The following is a 22,701-nucleotide window of genomic DNA, read 5'->3' on the forward strand; positions in this document are numbered from 1 at the left end:
AGGCGTTGTCAGACCCCCGTCCTAGCGTTCCCGACGTGGGCCTGACGGCCCGTCCGGAACAAGGGTGGGAGGGCCGTATGTACCGCCAGGGTGATGTGCTGATCGTGCCGGTCGAGGAGGCCGCCGTGCCCGCGTCGGCCGCGGCGCTGCCGCCGCAGCAGCGCGACGTACGGGGGCGCCTGGTGCTCGCGCTCGGCGAGGTGACGGGCCATGCGCACGCGGTCGTCGGCCCCGGCGAACTGCGGCGTGAGACCGGCCCGTTCGGCGCCGCGTGGCTGCACCTTCCGGAGGGCGGCCGGGTGGTGCACGAGGAGCACGCGGTGATCCCGCTGCCCAGGGGCTGGTACCGCGTGGTGCGCCAGCGGGAGTACGTGCCGGGCGCCGTCCGGTACGTGGCGGACTAGGAGAGACGACCGATGACGAGCATTCAGGCCAGGCCGCTCGAGGTGGCCGCGCAGTGGCGGCGCACGTCCCTGGCCACCGCCCCGGCCGACCGCGCGGGCGCGGAGCAGGGCGTACGGGCGGCCTATCGCGCGGCGGGGCTCGCTCAGCCGACGGCCGTGCTGTGGTTCGACTCGCCGCTCCAGGCGGCAGCGGCGGCGCTGCTGCTCGGCGGTGGTGCGGAGGAGGTCCGGGCCGGTCCGGGCGGCGAGGCGGCGGAGCCGCTGCTCGACCAGGCCGCGATCCGGCTGGCGGCGGCGGGAGTGCGGGCGGGCGGCGCGAGCGTCCGCGAGGCGGTCCGGACGCGGCCCTGGGAGCAGAGCCGCCGAAGGGTGGTCGAACAGGTGGGCGCCGGGGGCTGGGCCGAGCTGTGGGCGCTGACGGGTGGCGAGCTCCGGCCGCAGACGCAGGCGCTGAGCGCCCGCATCCGCACCGCGCTGGTGGACCGGCTGACGAGCTCCGCCGAGCTCGCGGACGACGCCGACGGCGACCTGCGGGAACGTACGGCCCGTGCGGTGTCCGCCGTCCGGCTGGCCCTGCTCGACGCCGTCCTCGGCCAGCACGACGCGCCTTGGCTCGCCGCCTTCGACGCGGCCGGCGAGCTGGACGGGCTCGACGGGCTCGGCGGTCCGGCCGAGGTGGCGCGCAGTGCCGGCTGGTGGTGGCCGTACGAGCAGGTGGTGCTGCTCAGCGAGCGCCCCACCGAGCTCCACCGCGACGAGGCGGGCCGGCTCGACCGGGCCGACGGGCCGGCCCTTGCGTACGCCGACGGGTTCGCCCTGCACGCCTGGCGCGGCATGCCGGTGCCGCCCGACTTCCTCACCGGCCTGGCCGGCCTCACCGCCGAGCGGATCCGGGAGGAGGAGAACGCCGAGCTGCGCCGCGTGATGGTCGAGTACTACGGCTACGACCGCTACCTGGCCGACTCGGGCGCCGAGCCGCTGCACCGCGACGAGACGGGCATCCTCTGGCGCATCCAGCTGCCCGACGACGAGCCGGTGGTGGTGGTGGAGGTGGTGAACTCCACCGCGGAGCCGGACGGCACCTTCCGCACCTACTGGCTGAGGGTCCCGCCCGGCACCCGGACCGCCCGGGCCGGCGTCGCCTGGACCTTCGGCGTGACCGAGGTCGACTACCACCCGCAGCGGGAGACCTGACGGGGCCCCGCGCCCATAAGCCCGGCGGCGTGCGCCTGTCAAGCGTGTGGGCACCTGATTCGTCGGGTCGGCAGCTTGGATGAATTGATAGGAATTCGCCGAGTCGCACCCCCTGGTTCGCAGGTGGAAGCCCTTGATATACCTCGGATGCATATGACGGGAGAGGTGTGCGGCCTCCCCGGTGACATGCGACGAACCAGGTGGTGATGGGCAGTGAAGCTCCTCCGTGTAGGCCCCCCGGGCGCCGAGCGCCCGGTGGTACTCGGCCGGGACGGCGCCGCGTACGACCTGTCCGGCCGGACCTCGGACATCGACGGTGCGTTCCTGGCCGGCCTCGACCCGGCCGAGCTGGCCCGGGCCGTCGAGAGCGGCGAACTGCCGGTCGCCGACATCGCGGGGCAGCGGATCGGCGCCCCGGTGGTCCGGCCCGGCAAGGTCGTCGGGATCGGCCTGAACTACCGGGACCACGCCGCCGAGGCCGGGGCCCAGATCCCCGCCGAGCCGGTGGTCTTCCTCAAGCCCAGCAACACCGTCGTCGGCCCGTACGACGAGGTGCTGGTGCCGCGCGGCAGCGAGAAGACCGACTACGAGGTCGAGCTCGCCATCGTGATCGGCCGTACCGCCCGCTACCTGGAGAGCGAGCAGGAGGCGGCGGCCGTCATCGCGGGGTACGCGACGGTCAACGACGTCACCGAGCGCGCCTTCCAGTTCGAGCGCGGCGGCCAGTGGGACAAGGGCAAGTCGGCCGAGACCTTCACCCCGCTCGGCCCCTGGCTGGTCACCGCGGACGAGGTCGCCGACCCGCAGCGGCTCGGCCTCAAGCTCTGGGTCAACGGTGACCTGCGGCAGAACGGCAGCACCGCAGAGATGATCTTCCCGGTGCTGGAGATCGTCCGCTACCTCAGCCAGTTCATGGTGCTGGAGCCGGGCGACGTGATCGTCACCGGTACGCCGGCCGGCGTGACCCTGGGGCACCCCGGTACGCCGTTCCTGCGCCCGGCCGACGTGGTCGAGCTGGAGGTCGAGGGCCTCGGCCGACAGCGGCAGGTGCTCGGCAAGGCGTAGCGCCCGCGGCGCTCCCGACCCTTGGCACGGGGGTCGGGCGCCCATGACCCCGGGTCTACTCGGGGACCGTCGGCAGGGTGCGCAGCCGCTGCACCAGCGCTGCCGCGGGCCCGTCCGCCGTCTCCAGCGTGAGCAGCCCGGCCAGCACCTCCGCGGTCTGCGGGTCGTGCACGGCGGTCGCGACGCTCATCGCCACGAACTCGTCCACCAACCAGTCGCGCAGCGAGGCCTGCGGGATCTGCCGGCCCTCGTCCAGCCAGGTCAGCGCCGATGCCTCGACCACCGAGATCCACGACCGCACCAGCAGCGTCAGCCGCGGCCCGGCCTCCCGCACGCCCATGTGACGCAGCGTCCGGCGCAGCGCGGCCCGCCGCACCTCGTCCACGATCGCCGAGGTCCGCGCCGTCTCCACCACCGAGCCACCGCGCAGCAGTGCGCCGTAACCGGCGTCGTGCTCGGCGACGAACTCGAAGTAGCGGTCCAGTACGGCGGCCAGCTGCTCGGTCGGCGTGCCCTCGGCGGGCACCGAGAACCGGCTGGTCAGCTCCTCGGCCGCACTGCGCAGGGCGGCCTCGTACAGCTGCTGCTTGCCGCCCGCGAAGTAGCGGTAGACCAGCGGGCGGGAGGCGCCGGCCGCCTCGGCCACGTCGTCCAGGCTGACCTCCTCCGGCGGACGGGAGCTGAACAGCTCCAGCGCGACGGAGATCAGCTGCTCGCGCCGCTGCTGCACCGGCAGCCGCCGGTAGCCGGAGCGGCGCGCGCGGGGCTCCGTGGTGCCCTGGGAGGCCGCGGTGCCCGCGGTGCCTGCCAGGGACGAGGAGTCGGGGGAGATCGCTGAACTGGCTGCCATGGCGGCCAGCGTAATGGCCGCAGCACCTATTTACCCCTGGTCGGAGCCGCTCTCCTCACCTCGGGGAGGCCCGGCGGGTCATCCTCCGAGGGGCGGCGCACCGCCCCCATGATGTGACCAGGCGTCAGCGTGGGCGGCCCGGCGGGAGAGAGGGACATGCAGCAGGCGGTCGAGAGCGAACGAGCGGACGGAATCGCGGCCCGGATTCTGCGCCGTGCGTGGGCCTGGGTCCGCGCCGCCCCCGGGACCTACGTCTGGCTGCTGCTCCTGGCCGTCACCAGCTTCGTCGTGGCCCGGATGGACCCGGCGAACCTGCACTGGTTCCTCGCGAAACGCAGCACCAACGTCGACCAGTTGCGCAGCCACCCCGTGCACGCCCTGCTCGCCAGCGCGATCTGGACCGAGCAGGCCGACTTCGCCTTCTACTTCCTGATCTTCACCATCTTCCACGTGCCCGCCGAGCGTTGGCTGGGCACCCGCCGCTGGCTCACCGTCGCGCTCACCGCCCACGTCCTGGCCACCCTCATCAGCGAGGGCATCGTTGCCCGGGGCGTCGACGCCGGCCGCCTTCCCGCGAACATGGCCGACACCGTCGACGTCGGCGTCTCGTATGCGCTGGCCGGTGTCGAGGGCGTGCTCACGTACCGCTTCGCGGGCTGGTGGCGCCGGCTCTACGGCGGTGTCCTGCTCCTCTTCTACCTGATCCCGCTGATCGTCTCGCACACCTTCACCGACCTCGGGCACTTCTGCTCCGTCCTGATCGGCCTGAGCTTCTACCGCTTCGCCCGCGGCCGGCCGACCTGGGACCCGCTCGCCGCCTGGCGGACCTGGCGGGACCGGCGGCGGGCCGTCCGGTGACGGACCGTCCGGACGGACGACCGTCCGATCGTTCGACCGATCGAGTGGCGGGCCGAGCGTTGGATCAGCGAGGTCAAGCTCCCCCAAAGGGGCTTGCAAACCGGCCTAGCTGCGAAAAGATGGCCGAATGGTTGAAGAACTGATCAACTCCCACGCAGACGGCACCACCCCTCGCCGCATCGCCGACTCCTACGTCCACGCTCTCGCCGACCTCGACCCGCTGACCGCGGTGTATCTCGGGCTCAACCCGGAGGACGACAGACTCCCCGACCTCTCCCCGGCAGGTCACGAGGCCCTCGCCGAGCTCGCCCGCCGCACCCTCGCCGACCTCGACGCCGCCGAGGCGGCCGGCGCCGCGCACGACGAGGCCGAGCGCCGCTGCGCCCGCCTGCTCCGCGAGCGGCTCACCGCCGAGCTCGCCGTGCACGACGCCGGCGAGAGCTTCCGCGCCGTACGCAACCTCGGCTCGCCCGTCCACGGCGTGCGCGAGGTCTTCACCCTGATGAGCACCGACACCGACGAGCAGTGGGAGGTCGTCGGCCGCCGGCTCGCCCGCGTGCCGGTCGCCGTGGAGCAGTACCGCGCGCTGCTCGCCGAGGGCATCGAGAAGGGTCTGCTGTCCGGCCCCCGCCAGGTCACCACCGTGATCGGGCAGATCGGCGAGTGGCTGGAGGGCGAGGCCCCGGGCGGCTGGTTCGGCTCCTTCGTCCAGGACGCGCCCGAGGCTCAGCGCGAAGGCCTGACCGCCACCGCCGTCGCCGCCTCCGATGCGCTGGCCGGGCTGCGCGACTGGCTCCGGGACGTCTACGGGCCCGCGGCCGCCGAGGCCCCCGACACCGCGGGCCGCGAGCGCTACGCCCGCTGGGTCCGCTACTGGACCGGCGCCGACCTGGACCTCGACGAGGCGTACCGCTGGGCCTGGGAGCAGTTCCACGACCTGGACGCCCAGATGCGCGCCGAGGCCGAGAAGGTGCTGCCGGGCAGCACCCCCATGGAAGCCATGAAGTGGCTCGAGACCGACGGCCCGGCGATCAAGGGCGAGGAGAACGCCCGCGAGTACCTCCAGGGCCTGATGGACCAGGCCATCAACGACCTGCAGGGCGTCCACTTCGACCTCGCCGACCCGCTGCTCAACGTCGAGTCGAAGCTCGCCCCCTCCGGCAGCGCTGCCGCGCCGTACTACACCGCGCCCTCGCTGGACTTCTCCCGCCCCGGCCGCACCTGGCTGCCGACCCTCGGCCGGGAGAGCTTCCCGGTCTGGGACCTGGTCTCCACCTGGTACCACGAGGGCGTTCCCGGCCACCACCTGCAGCTCGCGCAGTGGACGTACGTCGCCGACCGGCTCTCCACCTACCAGGTCACCCTCGGCGGGGTCAGTGCAAACCTGGAGGGCTGGGCCCTCTATGCCGAGCGCCTGATGGACGAGCTCGGCTACCTGACCGACCCCGGCCACCGCCTCGGCTACCTCAACGCCCAGATGATGCGGGCGCTTCGGGTGATCGTCGACATCGGCATGCACGTCGGCCTGGAGTTCCCGGCGGACTCCCCGTACAAGCCGGGCGAGCTGATGGTCCCGGACGACGCCCGGGAGTTCTTCGGCCAGTACTGCGGGCTCTCCGCCGACTTCCTGGACAGCGAGCTGGTCCGCTACCTCGGCATGCCCGGCCAGGCGATCGGTTACAAGCTGGGCGAGCGCGCCTGGCTGCAGGGCCGTGCCCAGGCCAAGGCGGCCGCCGAGACGCGGGGCGAGACCTTCGACCTCAAGTCCTGGCACATGGCGGCCCTCTCCCAGGGGTCGCTCGGCCTGGACGACCTGGTCGCGGAGCTCAGCGCGCTGTAAGGCCGGTGCGCGCGGGGGTCCCCGGCAGGACAGGGGGGCGGGGACCCCAACCCGGCGGGCCTGGATCAGTTCCGGATCCGGCCTGGGCCCGGAGAATGATGCGCCTTGGGACTTTAGTCCCGATTGGGGGTGTTACACCCCATATCTTCTTGCCAATCACTCGCGCGCGAGTTTGGCTGGAAGGCGGCTGCGTGTCCTCTCCGATCCCCCGGAAGGCGATCCCAGTGTCTTCACAACCTCCCCCTGGTGATGCCGCGGCGGAATCCCGTCGCTGGTGGGCGCTGGCGGTCATCGCGATCGCCCAACTGATGATCGTCCTCGACATCACCATCGTGAACATCGCGCTCCCCTCGGCCCAGCACGACCTGGGCATATCCGACGCCGATCGCCAGTGGGTGATCACCGCCTACACCCTGGCGTTCGGCGGCCTCCTGCTTCTCGGCGGCCGACTCGGTGACCTCTTCGGCCGAAAACGGGTCTTCGTGATAGGCCTGCTCGGCTTCGCGGCGGCCTCCGCGCTCGGCGGCGGCGCCGTCGGACCGACGATGCTCTTCGCGGCCCGCGCCCTGCAGGGCGCCTTCGGCGCGCTCCTGGCCCCGTCGGCGCTGGGGCTGCTCTCCACCACCTTCTCCAACCCGAAGGAACGAAGCACGGCCTTCGGCATCTTCGGAGCGATCGCCGCCGGCGGCGCCGCGATCGGCTTCATCATGGGCGGCCTGCTGACCGAGTACCTGAACTGGCGCTGGTGCCTGTTCGTCAACACGCCGATCGCGATCGCCACCGCCTTCGCCGCGTACTACGTGCTGACGGCCGACCACATCGCCAAGGGCCGCCGGGTGAAGCTGGATCTTCCCGGCGCGTTCCTGGGCTGCGGCGGCCTGCTCGCCATCGTGTACGGCACCTCGGAGGCCACGACCCGCGGGTGGGGTGACTGGCTCGTGCTGGGCACGCTCGCCCTCGGCGTGGCTCTGCTGGCGCTCTTCGTCCTGGTGGAGAAGCGCACCGCCCATGCCCTGCTGCCGATGCACATCGTCGCCGAGCGCAACCGAGGCGGAGGGGCGCTCTCGGTGGGCCTGGCCATGGTCGGGATGTTCGGCCTGTTCCTCTTCCTCACCTACTACCTGCAGGTGATCAAGGGCTACTCGCCGATCCGGACCGGCGTCTCGTTCCTGCCGATGACGGCCGCGATCGTCATCAGCTCGACCGGCATCGCCGCCCGGCTGATGACCCGGGTGCCGTCCCGGAACCTGATCACGCCCGGTCTGCTGCTGGCCGCCGGGGGCATGGCCTGGCTGACCCAGATGAAGGTGGACAGTCCGTACGTGGCCATGGTGCTGCCCGCCGAGCTCCTGCTCGGCTTCGGCATGGGCATGGTGTTCATGCCCGCGATGAGCCTGGCCACCCTGGGCGTGGCGCCGAACGAGGCGGGTGCAGCCTCCGCCACCATCAACTCCGCCCAGCAGGTGGGCGGCTCCTTCGGCACGGCGCTGCTCAACACCATCGCGGCCAGCGTCACCACCAGCTATCTGGCCTCCCGGATCGCGTCCGACCCGCAGGTCCAGGCTCAGGGCGCCGTGCACGGGTACGCCGTGGCCACGGCGGTGGCGATGGGCATCCTGCTCCTCGCGGCCCTGATCGCCTTCCTGATGATCAGTCACAGACCGGCGCCGGGCGAGGCAGCCGGGGAGAGCGCAGAGTCCACCGCCCAGGTGGCGGCCTGATCTGCGCTACCTGCAGCCCCCTGCGGAATCACACCCGTGGGGGGTTTCGCCTGTCCGCTGTCCGGCCATCCCTCTCTTGGTCATCTTCAGTGGTCATCTTCAGCGGTCATCTTCGTGGCCGAACGGGAGATTCTCACGTGTCTCCCAGCATAGGATCACAGGAATCCCAGTTGATCAGCTCATAGTCGGGACGTACGCGCAGCACCGGGCGCGTGATTGAACCATCTGCTGGGCAGGAGTGACGTACTTGATGAGCCGTCATCGAAAGGCGCGCGGACAGATGTACCGACGACCTGTGGCGCTGACCTCCCTCCTCGCCCTGGGCATGGCCGCCGCCATAGCGGGCGTCAGTACGCTCACCAGCGAGGCCACGGCCTTCAACGACCACACCTCGGCGTCCGCCGCCGCCCCCTCGTCCTCCCCGGCTCCCTCCGCGTCCGCATCCCCCTCTCCGTCGAGCGCCCCCACCACGGACTCCAAGGAGGTCGTGTCCTCCGGCGGCAGCTCGGACAACACCTCCGTCCTGGTCGCGCCGGCCGCGCTCGGCACCACGGCCACCGCGCCCTCGACCCCCGAGTCGAACCGGGTCGGCGCACTCTTCTCCGGCAGCATCTCGGCGGGCAACCACTTCTGTACCGCCAGCGTGCTCCACAGCAGCACCAAGAACCTCATCCTCACCGCCGCACACTGCGTCTCCGGCACCGACGGGGTGAAGTTCGTCCCCGGCTACCGCGACGGCAAGGCCCCGTACGGCAGTTGGCAGGTCACCAAGGTCTACACGACCACCGGCTGGAGCACGGACACCGACGAGGACGAGGACTTCGCCATCCTCCAGGTCGCCCGCGACGACGGCCGCGACATCGAGGACGTGGTCGGAGGCAACACCCTCGGTCTGAAGGCGAGTTACACCACGGTGGTCCGCCTCTACGGCGTCCCCGACGACAGCGAGTCCCCGATCCTCTGCACCAACGTCACCACCCGCCAGGACACCAACCAGCGCCGCATCGACTGCCCCTCCTACTCGGGCGGCACCAGCGGCGGCCCCTGGATCGACACCGGCACCGGCCAGGTCATCGGCGTCATCGGCGGCTACCAGGAGGGCGGCAACACCGACGACACCTCCTACAGTGCCTACTTCGACTCCACCATCGGCACCCTCTACAAGCAGGCCGTCGCCGACTCGTAGTGGAGAGGGGGGTGGGGTTGATGCTGTTCGAGACCCCTAGACGAGGGCCCGGGGACCTCTATCGGGCCACCCCCCTTGGGTCGCGATGCCCACGGGGGGTCATCAGGCCGACCAAACGGTGGCAGGAGACTATGGCCCGCCTCTGATTCTTCCGTGCGGAACGCGTCTGGCACGTGAGTGGTACGGGCTGGATCTGGCCCGAGATGCAACGAAGGCCCAGTCCTGCGGTAACTAACCGCTGGGCTGGGCCTATTGCGCACTTCTTGCGAAGTGCCCCCGGCAGGATTCGAACCTGCGCACCCGCCTCCGGAGGGCGGTGCTCTATCCCCTGAGCTACGGGGGCCTGCTTGGTGTCGCTGTACTGCTTGCTGCGACGTGGAGAACACTACCAGGCCGGGGGCGTTGTCCGTGCACGGGTTTTGGTGGGCGGGGTGGTGGAAGTCGGGAAAGGCCGGACGGGCCGGTGGGTGCGCGGCTACCCTCGGTGAGGTGTCCGGAACGTCCGGGCGGGTCCTCGTGGTGGACGACAGCGAGGTGATCCGCCAGCTGATCAGAGTCAACCTGGAGCTCGAGGGCTTCCAGGTGGTGACGGCTGCCGACGGGGCGGAGTGTCTGGAGGTCGTCCGCCGGGTGAGGCCCGACGTGGTGACGCTGGATGTGGTGATGCCGCGGCTGGACGGGCTCAGGACGGCGGCCCGCCTTCGTGCCGCCCCCGCCACAAGCCGGCTGCCGATCGCGATCGTCAGCGCGTGCACCCCCGCCGACCTCGACCGCGGTGAGTCGGTCGGCGTGGACGGTTATCTCGGCAAGCCCTTCGACCCGGCGGATCTGGTGGCCCTGGTCCGGCGCCTGATGGTGCTGAGCGAGGAGGGCGGCTCCGGCCGGCCCGGCGGCTTCGCGTACGGCTTCGGTGACAGCTCAAGGGACGGCTCACGCGAGAGCTCGCGGGACGACCCCGGAGGGTTCCGCTCTCAGCGAACAGAGCGCGGCTGACGACATTTCCGGGCGGCACGCACGTCTCAACGGGTAAACCGAGTGGCGGGCCCATCCCCCCTCTCGCCTACGCTTGGCGTCGTGACACCCGCAGAGCTTTCCCAGGCAGTCCAGGCCGCAGTGAGCGCCGCCGTAGAGGCGGGCGAGCTGACCGTCGCCGTGCCCGAGCACGTGACGGTAGAACGGCCCAAGAACAGGGACCACGGCGACTACGCCACCAATGTGGCCCTCCAGCTCGCGAAGGCGGCCGGAACGCCGCCGCGAGCCGTGGCCGAACTGGTCGCCGCGCGCCTGCGAGAGCTGCCCGGCGTCGCCAAGGTCGACATCGCGGGACCGGGCTTCCTGAACATCACCCTCGACGCCGCCACCCAGGGCGAGCTGGCCCGCTCGATCGTCGAGGCCGGTGCCGCGTACGGCCGGAACGAGGCCCTCAAGGGCCTGAAGATCAACCTGGAGTTCGTGTCGGCCAACCCGACCGGCCCGATCCACATCGGCGGGGTCCGCTGGGCGGCCGTCGGCGACTCGCTCGCGCGTGTCCTCAAGGCCACCGGCGCCGAGGTCACCACCGAGTACTACCTGAACGACGCCGGCGTGCAGATCACCAAGTTCGCCGCCTCGCTCCAGGCCGCCGCCAACGGCAAGCCCGTCCCGTCGGACGGCTATGTCGGCGAGTACATCGTCGACATCGCCAAGGCGATCACCGACGGCGTCCCGGGTGTGCTCGACCTGCCCGAGGACGAGCAGCTGGAGGTCTTCCGGACCGAGGGCCTCAAGCTCATGGTCGCCGAGATCAAGCGGTCGATGGACGAGTTCGGTACGCACTTCGACACCTACTTCTCGGAGAAGTCGCTGCACGACTCCGGTGCGGTGGAGAAGGCGATCGAGCGGCTGCGCGAGCAGGGCCACGTCTTCGACCAGGACGGCGCGATCTGGCTGCGGACCACCGACTTCGGTGACGACAAGGACCGGGTGCTGATCAAGGCCGACGGTGAGACGACGTACTTCGCCGCCGACGCCGCGTACTACCTGAGCAAGCGGGACCGGGGCAGCGAGGTCTCGGTCTACATGCTCGGCGCCGACCACCACGGCTACGTGAACCGGCTCAAGGCCATCGCCGCCTGTGCGGGCGACGACATGGACCGGAACATCGAGGTGAAGATCGGCCAGTTCGTGAAGATGCTTCGCGACGGCGAAGAGGTCCGCATGTCCAAGCGGGCCGGCAACATCATCACGATCGACGACGTCATCGACTGGATCGGCGTGGACGCGGCCCGGTACACGCTGGCGCGGTCCTCCACCGACTCCACGATCACGCTCGACATCAACGTGCTGACCAGCCAGACCAACGAGAACCCGGTCTTCTACGTCCAGTACGCGCACACCCGGATGTGCGGCGTCCAGCGCAAGGCGAACGAGCGCGGCATCGTCAAGTGCGCGGCCGAGGACTTCAAGCCGGAGCTGCTCGCCACCGAGTGGGAGTCCGACCTCCTGGGCCACCTCGGGGAGTTCCCGCGCGTGCTGGCCGGCGCCGGCGAGCTGCGTGAGCCGCACCGGGTGGCGACGTACCTGGAGAAACTGGCGGCCAAGTACCACCGGTTCTACGACCACTGCCAGATCCTGCCCAAGGGCGACGAGCCGGTCACCGACCTCACGCACGCCCGGCTCTGGCTGGCCGACGCGACGCGTACGGTCATCGCCAACGGCCTCGGTCTGCTCGGCGTCTCGACGCCCGAGCGGATGTAGCCGGCCCCCGCAGCACACGGGGGCGGTGACGATCCATCAGGAATCGTCACCGCCCCTCGCCATAACACCGCCCCTCGCCATGACCGAGGACCGAGGAAGAGACCAAGCACATGAGCCGCTCCGCACACCCCGCAGGCCCCCGCCACGGCGACGTGCTGCCCGAGGGCCACTATCTGGCCCCGCCGAGCGATCTCAACGCCCTCGACCCCAAGGTGTGGTCCCGGACGGTCGCGCGCAACGCCGACGGTGTGGTCACCGTCGGCGGGCTGGACGTCGCGGCGCTCGCCGAGGAGTTCGGCACCCCGGCCTACTTCCTGGACGAGGACGACTTCCGCGCCCGCGCCCGCGCCTGGCACGAGGCCTTCAGCTCCGAGGGCATCGACGCCGACGTGTACTACGCGGGCAAGGCGTTCCTCTCGAAGGCGATCGTCCGCTGGCTGCACGAGGAGGGCCTCAGCCTCGACGTGTGCAGCGGCGGCGAGCTCGCCGTGGCGCTGGCGGCGGGCATGCCCGGCCACCGCATCGCCCTGCACGGCAACAACAAGTCGCCGTACGAGCTGGAGCAGGCCGTCAAGGCGGGCGTCGGGCACATCGTGGTCGACTCGTACCAGGAGATCGACCGGCTCGCCGCGATCGCCGAGAGCCAGGGCGTGCGCCAGCCGGTGCTGATCCGGGTTACGGTCGGCGTCGAGGCGCACACCCACGAGTTCATCGCCACGGCCCACGAGGACCAGAAGTTCGGCCTCTCGCTGAACGGCGGCGCCGCGGCGGAGGCCGTGCGCCGGACCCTCGCGCACGGCAGCCTCGAACTGCGCGGCATCCACTCCCACATCGGCTCGCAGATCTTCGACACGGCCGGCTTCGAGGTCGCCGCCCGCCGGGTGGTCGGCCTGCTGGCCGAGATCCGTGACGAGCACGGCATCGAGCTCCCCGAGATCGACCTCGGCGGCGGCCTCGGCATCGCGTACACCAGCGAGGACGACCCGCGCGAGCCCGCCGAGATCGCCGCCTCGCTGGCCGAGATCGTCCGGCGCGAGTGCGCCGCCGCGAACCTCCGGGCGCCGAGGCTGAGCGTGGAGCCGGGCCGGGCCATCGTCGGCCCGACCGCCTTCACGCTGTACGAGGTCGGCACCATCAAGCCGCTGGAGCACCTGCGGACGTACGTCAGCGTGGACGGCGGCATGTCCGACAACATCCGCACCGCGCTCTACGACGCCGAGTACTCCGTCGCGCTGGTCTCCCGGACCAGTGGGGCCGAGCCGATGCTGGTGCGCGTGGTCGGCAAGCACTGCGAGTCCGGCGACATCGTGGTCCGGGACGCGTTCCTCCCCGCCGATCTGGCCGCCGGTGACCTGATCGCGGTGCCGGCCACCGGGGCGTACTGCCGCTCGATGGCCAGCAACTACAACCACGCCCTGAAGCCTCCGGTCGTCGCCGTCAGGGACGGCAGCGCCCGGGTCATCGTCCGGCGCGAGACGGAAGAGGATCTCCTGCGTCTCGATATCGGATGACGAAATTCTTGTCTCAGATTCTGGAACGACCGTAGTTTCGTGCGGAAAGTCCCGGAGACTGGAACAGACCGAACCCGCGCGGGCACTCGGAAAGCGCCGAGAAACCGCCCGCCGGATACCAAGAATGCAGAGCGGAGTCGGATGATGCGTACGCGCCCGCTGAAGGTGGCGTTGCTGGGCTGTGGTGTGGTGGGCTCCGAGGTGGCGCGCATCATGACGACGGACGCCGCCGACCTCGCCGCGCGGATCGGCGCGCCGGTCGAGCTCGCCGGCATCGCCGTCCGCCGGGCCGGCCGCACCCGTCCGGGGGTGCCCGATCACCTGATCACGACCGATGCCGAGGCGCTGGTGGGCCGCGGTGACATCGACGTCGTCATCGAGGTGGTCGGTGGCATCGAGCCCTCGAAACACCTGATCCTCTCGGCCTTCAAGCAGGGCGCCTCGGTGGTCAGCGCCAACAAGGCGCTGCTGGCCAGGGACGGCGCCGAGCTGCACCAGGCGGCCGCCGACGCGGGCGTGGACCTGTACTACGAGGCCGCCGTCGCCGGCGCCATCCCGCTGATCCGCCCGCTGCGCGAGTCCCTCGCGGGCGACAAGGTCAACCGGGTGCTGGGCATCGTCAACGGCACCACCAACTTCATCCTCGACAAGATGGACACCACCGGCGCCGGGTACTCGGAGGCGCTGGAGGAGGCCACCGCGCTCGGCTACGCCGAGGCCGACCCGACCGCCGACGTCGAGGGCTTCGATGCCGCCGCCAAGGCCGCCATCCTGGCGGGCATCGCCTTCCACACCAAGGTGACCGCGGCCGACGTCTACCGCGAGGGCCTGACCGAGGTCACCGCCGCCGACATCGCCTCCGCCAAGCAGATGGGCTGCGTGGTCAAGCTGCTCGCGATCTGCGAGCGCTCGGCCGACGGCGAGTCCGTGACCGCCCGCGTCCACCCGGCGATGATCCCGCTCAGCCACCCGCTGGCCTCCGTGCGCGAGGCGTACAACGCGGTCTTCGTGGAGGCCGAGGCGGCCGGCCGGCTGATGTTCTACGGCCCGGGCGCCGGTGGCGCGCCGACCGCCTCCGCCGTCCTCGGCGACCTGGTGGCGGTCTGCCGCAACAAGCTCGCCGGTGCGACCGGCCCGGGTGACTCGGTGTACACCCAGCTGCCGGCCAAGCCGATGGACGAGGTCGTCACCCGCTACCACGTCAGCCTGGACGTGGACGACCGCGCGGGGGTGCTCGCCCAGGTGGCGTCCACCTTCGCCGAGCACGGCGTGTCCATCGACACCGTGCGCCAGCAGGGCCGCGACGGCGACGCCTCGCTCGTCGTGGTCACCCACCGCGCCACCGACGCCGCCCTGTCGGCGACGGTCGACAAGCTCCGCGCGCTGGACAGCGTGCGTGACGTGGCCAGCATCATGCGGGTTGAAGGGGAGTAGGAACCACCATGAACGCCGTGATCGACAGAGGCGCCCACACCCACCAGTGGCGCGGCCTCATCGAGGAGTACCGCGACCGCCTGCCGGTCAGCGACACCACCCCCGTGGTCACCCTGCTGGAGGGCGGCACGCCCCTGGTCCCCGCCCAGGTGCTCTCCGAGCGGCTCGGCTGCGAGGTCTACCTCAAGGTCGAGGGCGCCAACCCGACCGGGTCCTTCAAGGACCGCGGCATGACGATGGCGATCTCCAAGGCCAAGGAGGACGGCGCCCAGGCCGTCATCTGCGCCTCCACCGGCAACACCTCCGCCTCCGCCGCCGCGTACGCGGTGCGGGCCGGCATGGTCTCGGCCGTGCTCGTTCCGCAGGGCAAGATCGCGCTCGGCAAGATGGGCCAGGCGCTGATCCACGGCGCGAAGATCCTGCAGGTGGACGGGAACTTCGACGACTGCCTCACCCTTGCGCGTGAACTGTCCGAGAAGTACCCGGTGGCGCTGGTCAACTCGGTGAACCCGGTCCGGATCGAGGGTCAGAAGACCGCCGCCTTCGAGATCGTGGACATGCTCGGTGACGCGCCCGACATCCACGTCCTCCCGGTCGGCAACGCGGGCAACATCACCGCGTACTGGAAGGGTTATCGCGAGTACACCCGGGACGGGCTCGCCTCGCAGAACCCGCGGATGTGGGGCTTCCAGGCGGCCGGTTCGGCGCCGATCGTGGACGGCCACCCGATCCTCAAGCCGCAGACCATCGCGACCGCGATCCGGATCGGCAACCCGGCCTCCTGGGACTACGCGATCGCCGCGCGGGACGAGTCCGGCGGCCTCATCGACAAGGTGACCGACCGTCAGATCCTCGCAGCCTACCGACTGTTGGCCTCCCAGGAGGGCGTCTTCGTGGAGCCCGCCTCGGCGGCGAGCGTGGCCGGCCTGCTGGCCAAGGCCGAGCAGGGCCTGGTCGACCCGGGCCAGCGGATCGTCTGTACGGTGACCGGTAACGGCCTCAAGGACCCGGACTGGGCGGTGGCCGGTGCGCCGCAGCCGCACGTCGTGCCGATCGACGCCGAGGCCGCGGCCAGGCGCCTCGGACTGCTCGACTGATTCCGCTCGACTGACATTGTGTCAACAGTGGGCCGACTCTTTCGGGGGTCGGTCCACTGCGGGTTTCGGATGACACCTTTTGTGTCAATTTCCGGACGGCAAGCGGCACCGATTTCGTGCACATTCCGGCCAGAACCGGCAACACGGCAGATCGGAGGGTGGCGGGGTGTACCGCTGTGGAACCTCTCTTCGATAGTCTGGATCCAGCGGGCCGCGCCATGACCGTGACCGCCCGCCTCGCCGGGGCTTGTCGTGCAGACCCCGCCCATGCACCACCGAGGCCCGTACGCAATCGGGCAGCTTTCGACGACGCGCTGTGCGCGACCCCCGCGTGCCACCGCCCAACTTCCCAGGAGAGTCCAAGCACATGGCCGGTCCTGCGTTCCGTGCCGCCGCCGTCCGGGTCCGGGTCCCCGCGACCAGCGCCAACCTCGGCCCCGGTTTCGACGCCTTCGGACTCGCCCTGGGTCTCTACGACGACGTGGTCGTCCGGGTCGCCGACTCCGGCCTGACCGTGGACATCGCGGGCGAGGGCGCCGACACCCTGGCCCGTGACGAGCGCCACCTGGTGGTCCGCTCGATGCGCGCCGCCTTCGACCGGCTCGGCGGCCAGCCGTGCGGCCTCGAGGTGGTCTGTGCCAACCGCATACCGCACGGCCGTGGCCTGGGCTCCTCCTCGGCCGCGATCTGTGCGGGCATCGTGGCCGCCCGCGCCGTCACCATCGGCGGCCCGTCCGCGCTGGACGACGCCGCACTGCTGGCCCTCGCCTCCGAGCTGGAGGGTCACCCCGACAACGTCGCCGCCTGTCTGCGCGGTGGATTCACCGTCGCGTGGACGGACGAGGAGTCGGCCAAGGCGGTCACCCTGGAGCCGGCCGAGCAGGTCGTCCCGGTCGTCTTCATCCCGGCCACCGAGGTGCTCACCGAGACCGCGCGCGGACTGCTCCCGAGGACCGTCCCGCTCGCCGACGCGGCCGCCAACGCGGGCCGTGCGGCGCTGCTGGTCGAGGCCCTCACCCGGCGTCCCGAGCTGCTGCTGGCCGCCACCGAGGACCGCCTGCACCAGGACTACCGCGCCTCCGCGATGCCCGACAGCGCCGCCCTGGTGGGCGCGCTGCGCGCCGAGGGCATCCCCGCGGTCATCTCCGGCGCGGGGCCGACCGTGCTCGCCCTCTCCGACGAGGCGGGCGCCGACAAGCTGCTTCAGTTCGTCGGGCCGGCTTTCGCCGCGCACCGGCTGAAGCTGGACCGTGCCGGGGCATCCGTCCTGCCGCTCGACGCGTGACGCCTGACGCGCTGAGCAGCGGGAACGCACCGGCACGATTGGTGAGACAGAAACGATTGACAAGAACAGGGCTGGGGAATGTGTCAGGGGGTCGGTAGTGTTAACCTCATTGCTGCACCAGATGCCCTCCGGGGCCCGGTGCGCCGCGTCCCGATCCCAGCATCCCGCGCCCGCGGGTTCCGGAAGTACGGGACCACGATTCTCCGGGAGCCCGCCACAGCGCGTACGCAGCCTGCCTGCGCGATTGCGGCCGCATCCCGAAGCCGTGACGGCACCTGACTCGCTCCCGCGGCCTCCAACCTGAGGCACGGCCGGGCGGAGCCCGGGGTACCGCCACGCGACGGGGGCCCGGGTATCGCAGGCAGCGGGGTCGGCACGAGTACCGACCCGCCGCGCCACTTCGCACCACAGTGCACCGCACATCGCAGCTCTCTCCCGATTGGCTCCGCCGTTCGGGGGACCACCGCCTCGGACCAGCGCAGACAAGCGTTGGTCAGGACAGCACAACCGGTCGCCGTGCCAGACAGGCCGACGTCCGCTCCAGGGAAGGACCCTTAGTGAGCGACACCACCGATCTGATGGGCGCGCGCCCGGACGCCGAGGCGTCGGATGCCGCCGCCCCCGCGGCCCCGGCCAAGCGCCGTCGCACCGCCGCCGCGGGCCTGGACGGCCTGGTCCTGGCCGAGCTTCAGAAGCTCGCCTCGACTCTCGGTATCAGCGGTACCGGACGCCTCCGCAAGAGCCAGCTGATCGAGGCCATCAAGGAGAAGAGCGGCGGGGACCCGCTGCTCGCCGGCGGCGCCGCCCCGGCCGCGCCTGCCGCCAAGCGGGCCACCAAGGCCGCCGCTGCCGCCGCAGAGCCGGCTCCGGCCGCTGCCGAGGAGGAGAAGCCGGCCCGCCGTACGCGTGCCGCCGCCGCGGCTGCCGCCGAGGCGCAGGCACAGATCGAGATCCCGGTCCAGGCCGCCGCCGAGACCGCCGGTGCCCCGGCGCGTGCCGAGCGCACCCGCCGTCGGGCCACCTCGGCCGCCGGTGCCCCGACCCTCGAGGCCCCCGCCGAGCCGGCCGCGGCCGTGGTCGCCGAGGCCAAGACCGAGACCAAGTCGGCCGAGGCCCGTGGCCTCGAGGCCGACGCCCGTACCGAGACCCGCCGTGACCGCCGCGACCGGCGGGACCGCCGCGAGGGCGAGCGCCCGGAGGCCGGCGAGGGCCAGGCCGCGCAGGACGGCGAGTCCCGCGAGTCGCGCCGCGACCGGCGCAACCGCCGCGACCGTACCGACCGCGGTGAGCGCCAGGGCGGCCAGCAGGGCCAGCAGGGTGCCCCGGAGGGCGGCGGCCAGCAGGGCCGTCAGCCGGCCGGGCAGCAGCAGGCCGGCGGCGGCTTCGAGGACGACGAGTTCGGTGACGGTCGCCGCGGCCGCCGTGGCCGCTACCGCGACCGCCGTGGCCGTGGCAGCCGTCGCGAGGGCTTCGAGGCCGGTCCGGCCGAGCCGCAGATCGGCGACGACGATGTGCTGATCCCCGTCGCGGGCATCCTGGACATCCTCGACAACTACGCGTTCGTCCGGACCTCCGGCTACCTGCCGGGCCAGAACGACGTCTACGTCTCGCTCGCCCAGGTCCGCAAGAACGGCCTGCGCAAGGGCGACGCCATCACCGGCGCCGTGCGCCAGCCGCGTGACGGTGAGCGCCGCGAGAAGTTCAACGCCATGGTGCGCCTGGACTCCGTCAACGGCATGGACCCGGAGAGCGGCCGCAACCGCCCCGAGTTCGGCAAGCTCACCCCGCTGTACCCGCAGGAGCGCCTGCGTCTGGAGACCGACCCGGGCATCCTGACCACCCGCATCATCGACCTCGTGTCGCCGATCGGTAAGGGCCAGCGTGGTCTGATCGTCGCCCCGCCGAAGACCGGCAAGACGATGATCATGCAGGCGATCGCCAACGCGATCACCCACAACAACCCCGAGTGCCACCTGATGGTCGTCCTGGTCGACGAGCGTCCGGAAGAGGTCACCGACATGCAGCGGTCGGTGAAGGGCGAGGTCATCTCCTCGACCTTCGACCGCCCGGCCGAGGACCACACCGTGGTCGCGGAGCTGGCCATCGAGCGCGCCAAGCGCCTGGTGGAGCTGGGCCACGACGTGGTGATCCTGCTGGACTCGATCACCCGCCTTGGCCGCGCCTACAACCTGGCGGCGCCGGCCTCCGGCCGCATCCTGTCCGGTGGTGTCGACTCGACCGCGCTGTACCCGCCGAAGAAGTTCTTCGGTGCCGCGCGCAACATCGAGAACGGCGGCTCGCTGACCATCCTCGCCACCGCGCTGGTGGAGACTGGCTCCCGGGCCGACGAGGTCGTCTTCGAGGAGTTCAAGGGCACCGGCAACATGGAGCTCAAGCTCGACCGCAAGCTCTCGGACAAGCGCATCTTCCCGGCCGTCGACGTCGATGCGTCCTCCACCCGTAAGGAGGAGATCCTGCTGGGCAACGAGGAGTTGGCCATCACCTGGAAGCTCCGCCGGGTGCTGCACGCGCTCGACTCGCAGCAGGCGATCGAGCTGCTGCTGGACAAGATGAAGCAGACCAAGAGCAACGCCGAGTTCCTGATGCAGATCGCCAAGACCACCCCTGGTTCCGGCGACTGACACCGCATCGGCAGCTGATCCCGTGAAGCCCCGGGCCGTTTCGACGGCCCGGGGCTTCACGGCTTCCCCGCCCGGGGTTCTCACGGCTTTCCAAGGCCGGCTTAAGACCCGGGCCAGGCCTATCGGCTTCGCTTATGCTCGATATGAGGTCATACCGACCAGAACGAGCAAACGCGACATATGTCGCACAGTGCGAGGACGAGACGATATGACCGATCACCGAAGGGTCCGCAGCAGACGCGGCAGGTGGCTGCGGATCGCCCTGCTGACGCTGGCCGGCCTGCTGGTGGCGGGCGCCGGGGCCGCCGGGTACGCGTACTGGAAGCTCAACGGCAACATCAAGAGCGTGGACATCAACTCCCAGCTCGGCACCGCCAGGCCGCCGGCCGCCACCGACGGCTCGTTCAACATCCTGGTGCTGGGCTCGGACTCGCGGGCCGGCAGCAACGGCAGTCTGGCCGGCGGCAACACCGACGGCACCGCGCGCTCCGACACCGCGATGGTGGTGCACGTCAACCAGGCCCACAACCACGCCGACGTGGTGAGCATCCCGCGCGACACGCTGGTGTCCCGCCCGGATTGCACCGGTGCCGGCGGCAAGAGCGTGGCGGCGGCGAGGAGCGCGATGTACAACAGCGCCTTCGAGGTGGGCGGCCCGGCCTGTGCGGTGAAGACCACCGAGCAGCTCACCGGTCTGCGGATGGACCACTTCGTGGAGATCGACTTCTCGGGCTTCGCGTCCTTCATAAACGCGATCGGCGGGGTCACCGTGACCACCACCGTGGCCATCAACGACAAGGACAGCGGCCTCAACCTCGCCCCCGGCACCCACCACCTGGGCGGCGACCAGGCACTCGCCTTCGTACGGACCAGGCACGGTGTCGGCGACGGCAGTGACCTGGGCCGGATCGAGCTGCAGAAGCAGATGGTGAAGTCGATCCTGTCGCAGGTGGGCGACATGGGGCTGACGTCCAACCCGGCCAAGCTCTGGTCGGTGGGTGACAAGCTCACCAGGAGCATCACCACCGACTCCGACCTGGCCTCGGTCAGTACGCTGGTGGGCCTGGCCGACACCCTCAAGGGGGTTGGGCCCGAGGAGCTGACCATGGTCACCCTGCCCGTGGTGACGGCGCCCTCCGACCCGAACCGGGTGGTCGCGAAGAAGCCGCAGGCCGACCAGCTGTGGGCGGCGCTGAAGGCGGACCGGTCGGTGCCGCAGGCCATCGTGAGCTCGCAGCCGACCAACCCGGCCGACCCGACCGCGAGCGCCTCCGCCCAGGCCGGATGACCTGCGGAATATCGGCGGCCGTCACCCGGTTTGGGAAGAAGCGGTCAGTCCTGGCAGACTGGTCCGTCGGTCCCGGTTCACGTGCGGCTGTCAGCTGCCGACCCGGTGCCCTCCCGATCACTAGGAGAACCCCTTGAAGCCCAACGTTCACCCCGAGTACGTGGTCACCTCGGTGACCTGCACCTGCGGCAACGAGTTCACCACCCGCTCGACCGAGACCAGCGGCGTCATTCGCGCCGAGGTCTGCTCGCAGTGCCACCCGTTCTACACGGGCAAGCAGAAGATCCTCGACACCGGTGGCCGCGTGGCCCGCTTCGAGGCGCGCTTCGGCAAGACCCACAGCGCGAAGCAGGCCTAGCGCTCGCACGGCGCCGGTCTCTGGCGTTCCCGCTTTTCGGCGGGGGCGTCCGGGCCGGCGCCGTTCGCGTCTCCTCACCCCTCAGTCAATTTCTTCACGGGAAGTAGGCCCACCCCATGTTCGAGGCAGTCGAAGAGCTCCTCGTCGAGCACGCAGCCCTCGAAGAGCGGCTGGCCGACCCGTCGGTCCACGCGGACCAGGCGAACGCCCGCAAGCTCTCCAAGCGCTATGCCGAGCTGACGCCGATCACCGCCACCTACCGCGCCTGGAAGCAGGCCGGCGAGGACATCGAGGCGGCCCGTGAATTCGCCACCGAGGACCCGGACTTCATCGCCGAGGTCAAGTCCTCCGAGGCCCGGCGCGACGAGCTGACCGAGGAGCTGCGCCTGCTGCTCGTCCCGCGTGACCCCAACGACGAGAAGGACGTCATCCTGGAGGTCAAGGCCGGCGAGGGCGGCGAGGAGTCCGCCCTGTTCGCCGGCGACCTGCTGCGGATGTACCTGCGCTTCGCCGAGCGGGTCGGTTGGAAGACCGAGCTGATCGACGCCAACGAGTCCGACCTCGGCGGCTACAAGGACGTCTCGGTCGCCGTGAAGACCAGAGGCACCATAGAGCCCGGTCAGGGCGTCTGGGCCCGGCTGAAGTACGAGGGCGGCGTGCACCGCGTGCAGCGTGTGCCGGCCACCGAGTCGCAGGGCCGGATCCACACCTCGGCGGCGGGCGTGCTGGTCACGCCGGAGGCCGAGGAGGTCGAGGTGGAGGTCCACGCGAACGACCTGCGGATCGACGTGTACCGCTCCTCGGGCCCCGGCGGGCAGTCCGTCAACACCACCGACTCGGCGGTCCGGATCACCCACCTGCCGACCGGTATCGTGGCGTCCTGCCAGAACGAGAAGAGCCAGCTGCAGAACAAGGAGCAGGCGATGCGCATCCTGCGTTCGCGGCTGCTGGCCGCCGCGCAGGAGGCCGCCGAGCAGGAGGCCTCGGACGCGCGTCGCAGCCAGGTCCGCACGGTGGACCGCTCGGAGCGGATCCGGACGTACAACTACCCGGAGAACCGCCTCTCGGACCACCGGACGGGCTTCAAGTCGTACAACCTGGACCAGGTCCTGGACGGCGACCTCAATGCGGTGATCCAGTCCTGCGTGGACGCCGACGCGGCTGCCAAGCTGGCCGCCGCCCAGGAGAACTGACCCGAGCCCGAAGGCCGGCTCGCAGAAACCAGAGGTGCG

18 protein-coding genes and 1 tRNA gene are annotated in these 22,701 nt (G+C 71.0%); 17 read left to right on the plus strand and 2 right to left on the minus strand.

The features are described 5' to 3' along the window. Positions 1-77 precede the first annotated feature (77 nt). The 3 genes from FB465_RS22615 (at position 78) to FB465_RS22625 (ending at position 2,663) form a co-directional block, all read left to right on the plus strand. Complete coding sequence (locus FB465_RS22615) at positions 78-404, plus strand: hypothetical protein (protein WP_145793258.1); 327 nt, start codon at positions 78-80, stop codon at positions 402-404. 12 nt (positions 405-416) lie between these two features. Then, on the plus strand, positions 417-1,598 hold the full coding sequence (locus FB465_RS22620) for a DUF6745 domain-containing protein (protein WP_145793260.1): 1,182 nt from the start codon (positions 417-419) through the stop codon (positions 1,596-1,598). Positions 1,599-1,811: 213 nt separating this feature from the next. Then, positions 1,812-2,663 (plus strand): fumarylacetoacetate hydrolase family protein, encoded by an 852-nt coding sequence (locus tag FB465_RS22625; protein WP_145793262.1) that lies wholly within the window; start codon positions 1,812-1,814, stop codon positions 2,661-2,663. Positions 2,664-2,718: 55 nt separating this feature from the next. On the opposite strand, the gene FB465_RS22630 is transcribed toward FB465_RS22625, so the two are convergent. After that, on the minus strand, positions 2,719-3,513 hold the full coding sequence (locus FB465_RS22630) for a TetR/AcrR family transcriptional regulator (protein ID WP_145793264.1): 795 nt from the start codon (positions 3,511-3,513) through the stop codon (positions 2,719-2,721). A 156-nt stretch (positions 3,514-3,669) separates the two neighbouring features. Between FB465_RS22630 and FB465_RS22635 the strand changes: the two genes are divergently transcribed. The 4 genes from FB465_RS22635 (at position 3,670) to FB465_RS22650 (ending at position 9,118) form a co-directional block, all read left to right on the plus strand. Then, positions 3,670-4,371 (plus strand): rhomboid-like protein, encoded by a 702-nt coding sequence (locus tag FB465_RS22635; protein WP_246192787.1) that lies wholly within the window; start codon positions 3,670-3,672, stop codon positions 4,369-4,371. Between the two features lie 127 nt (positions 4,372-4,498). Next, positions 4,499-6,211, plus strand: coding sequence for a DUF885 domain-containing protein (locus tag FB465_RS22640; RefSeq protein ID WP_145793266.1), 1,713 nt, complete (start codon positions 4,499-4,501; stop codon positions 6,209-6,211). Between the two features lie 308 nt (positions 6,212-6,519). Next, positions 6,520-7,932 carry an MFS transporter gene (locus FB465_RS22645; RefSeq protein WP_246193289.1) on the plus strand — a complete coding sequence of 471 codons (1,413 nt, stop codon included), beginning with the start codon at positions 6,520-6,522 and terminating at the stop codon, positions 7,930-7,932. 280 nt (positions 7,933-8,212) lie between these two features. Beyond that, positions 8,213-9,118 carry a trypsin-like serine peptidase gene (locus FB465_RS22650; RefSeq protein WP_145793268.1) on the plus strand — a complete coding sequence of 302 codons (906 nt, stop codon included), beginning with the start codon at positions 8,213-8,215 and terminating at the stop codon, positions 9,116-9,118. A 271-nt stretch (positions 9,119-9,389) separates the two neighbouring features. Here FB465_RS22650 and FB465_RS22655 read toward each other — a convergent pair. Further along, positions 9,390-9,461, minus strand: a tRNA-Arg gene (locus FB465_RS22655). Positions 9,462-9,607: 146 nt separating this feature from the next. Here FB465_RS22655 and FB465_RS22660 point away from each other — a divergent pair. From FB465_RS22660 to prfA, 10 genes are all read left to right on the plus strand, one after another. Further along, positions 9,608-10,111 carry a response regulator gene (locus FB465_RS22660; RefSeq protein WP_145793269.1) on the plus strand — a complete coding sequence of 168 codons (504 nt, stop codon included), beginning with the start codon at positions 9,608-9,610 and terminating at the stop codon, positions 10,109-10,111. A gap of 81 nt (positions 10,112-10,192) precedes the next feature. Continuing rightward, positions 10,193-11,854 (plus strand): arginine--tRNA ligase, encoded by a 1,662-nt coding sequence (gene argS / locus FB465_RS22665; RefSeq protein WP_145793271.1) that lies wholly within the window; start codon positions 10,193-10,195, stop codon positions 11,852-11,854. 110 nt (positions 11,855-11,964) lie between these two features. After that, a complete protein-coding gene (lysA, locus tag FB465_RS22670) occupies positions 11,965-13,365 on the plus strand; it encodes a diaminopimelate decarboxylase (RefSeq protein ID WP_145793273.1) in 1,401 nt (466 codons plus the stop codon). Between the two features lie 141 nt (positions 13,366-13,506). After that, positions 13,507-14,799, plus strand: a complete 1,293-nt coding sequence (locus FB465_RS22675) for a homoserine dehydrogenase (protein WP_145793275.1) — start codon at positions 13,507-13,509, stop codon at positions 14,797-14,799. Between the two features lie 8 nt (positions 14,800-14,807). Then, complete coding sequence (thrC, locus tag FB465_RS22680) at positions 14,808-15,896, plus strand: threonine synthase (RefSeq protein WP_145793277.1); 1,089 nt, start codon at positions 14,808-14,810, stop codon at positions 15,894-15,896. A gap of 367 nt (positions 15,897-16,263) precedes the next feature. Beyond that, positions 16,264-17,181: a homoserine kinase gene (thrB, locus tag FB465_RS22685; RefSeq protein ID WP_145793279.1), complete on the plus strand. Its 918-nt coding sequence runs from the start codon at positions 16,264-16,266 to the stop codon at positions 17,179-17,181. A gap of 557 nt (positions 17,182-17,738) precedes the next feature. Continuing rightward, on the plus strand, positions 17,739-19,823 hold the full coding sequence (gene rho / locus FB465_RS22690) for a transcription termination factor Rho (RefSeq protein WP_211785837.1): 2,085 nt from the start codon (positions 17,739-17,741) through the stop codon (positions 19,821-19,823). 208 nt (positions 19,824-20,031) lie between these two features. Continuing rightward, positions 20,032-21,111, plus strand: a complete 1,080-nt coding sequence (locus FB465_RS22695) for an LCP family protein (protein ID WP_145793280.1) — start codon at positions 20,032-20,034, stop codon at positions 21,109-21,111. Between the two features lie 133 nt (positions 21,112-21,244). Beyond that, positions 21,245-21,469 carry a 50S ribosomal protein L31 gene (rpmE, locus tag FB465_RS22700; protein ID WP_145793282.1) on the plus strand — a complete coding sequence of 75 codons (225 nt, stop codon included), beginning with the start codon at positions 21,245-21,247 and terminating at the stop codon, positions 21,467-21,469. A gap of 116 nt (positions 21,470-21,585) precedes the next feature. Further along, positions 21,586-22,662, plus strand: coding sequence for a peptide chain release factor 1 (prfA, locus tag FB465_RS22705; protein WP_145793283.1), 1,077 nt, complete (start codon positions 21,586-21,588; stop codon positions 22,660-22,662). Positions 22,663-22,701 lie beyond the last annotated feature (39 nt).

It is taken from the genome of Kitasatospora atroaurantiaca (genome assembly GCF_007828955.1).
GTDB classification, from domain to species: Bacteria; Actinomycetota; Actinomycetes; order Streptomycetales; family Streptomycetaceae; genus Kitasatospora; species Kitasatospora atroaurantiaca.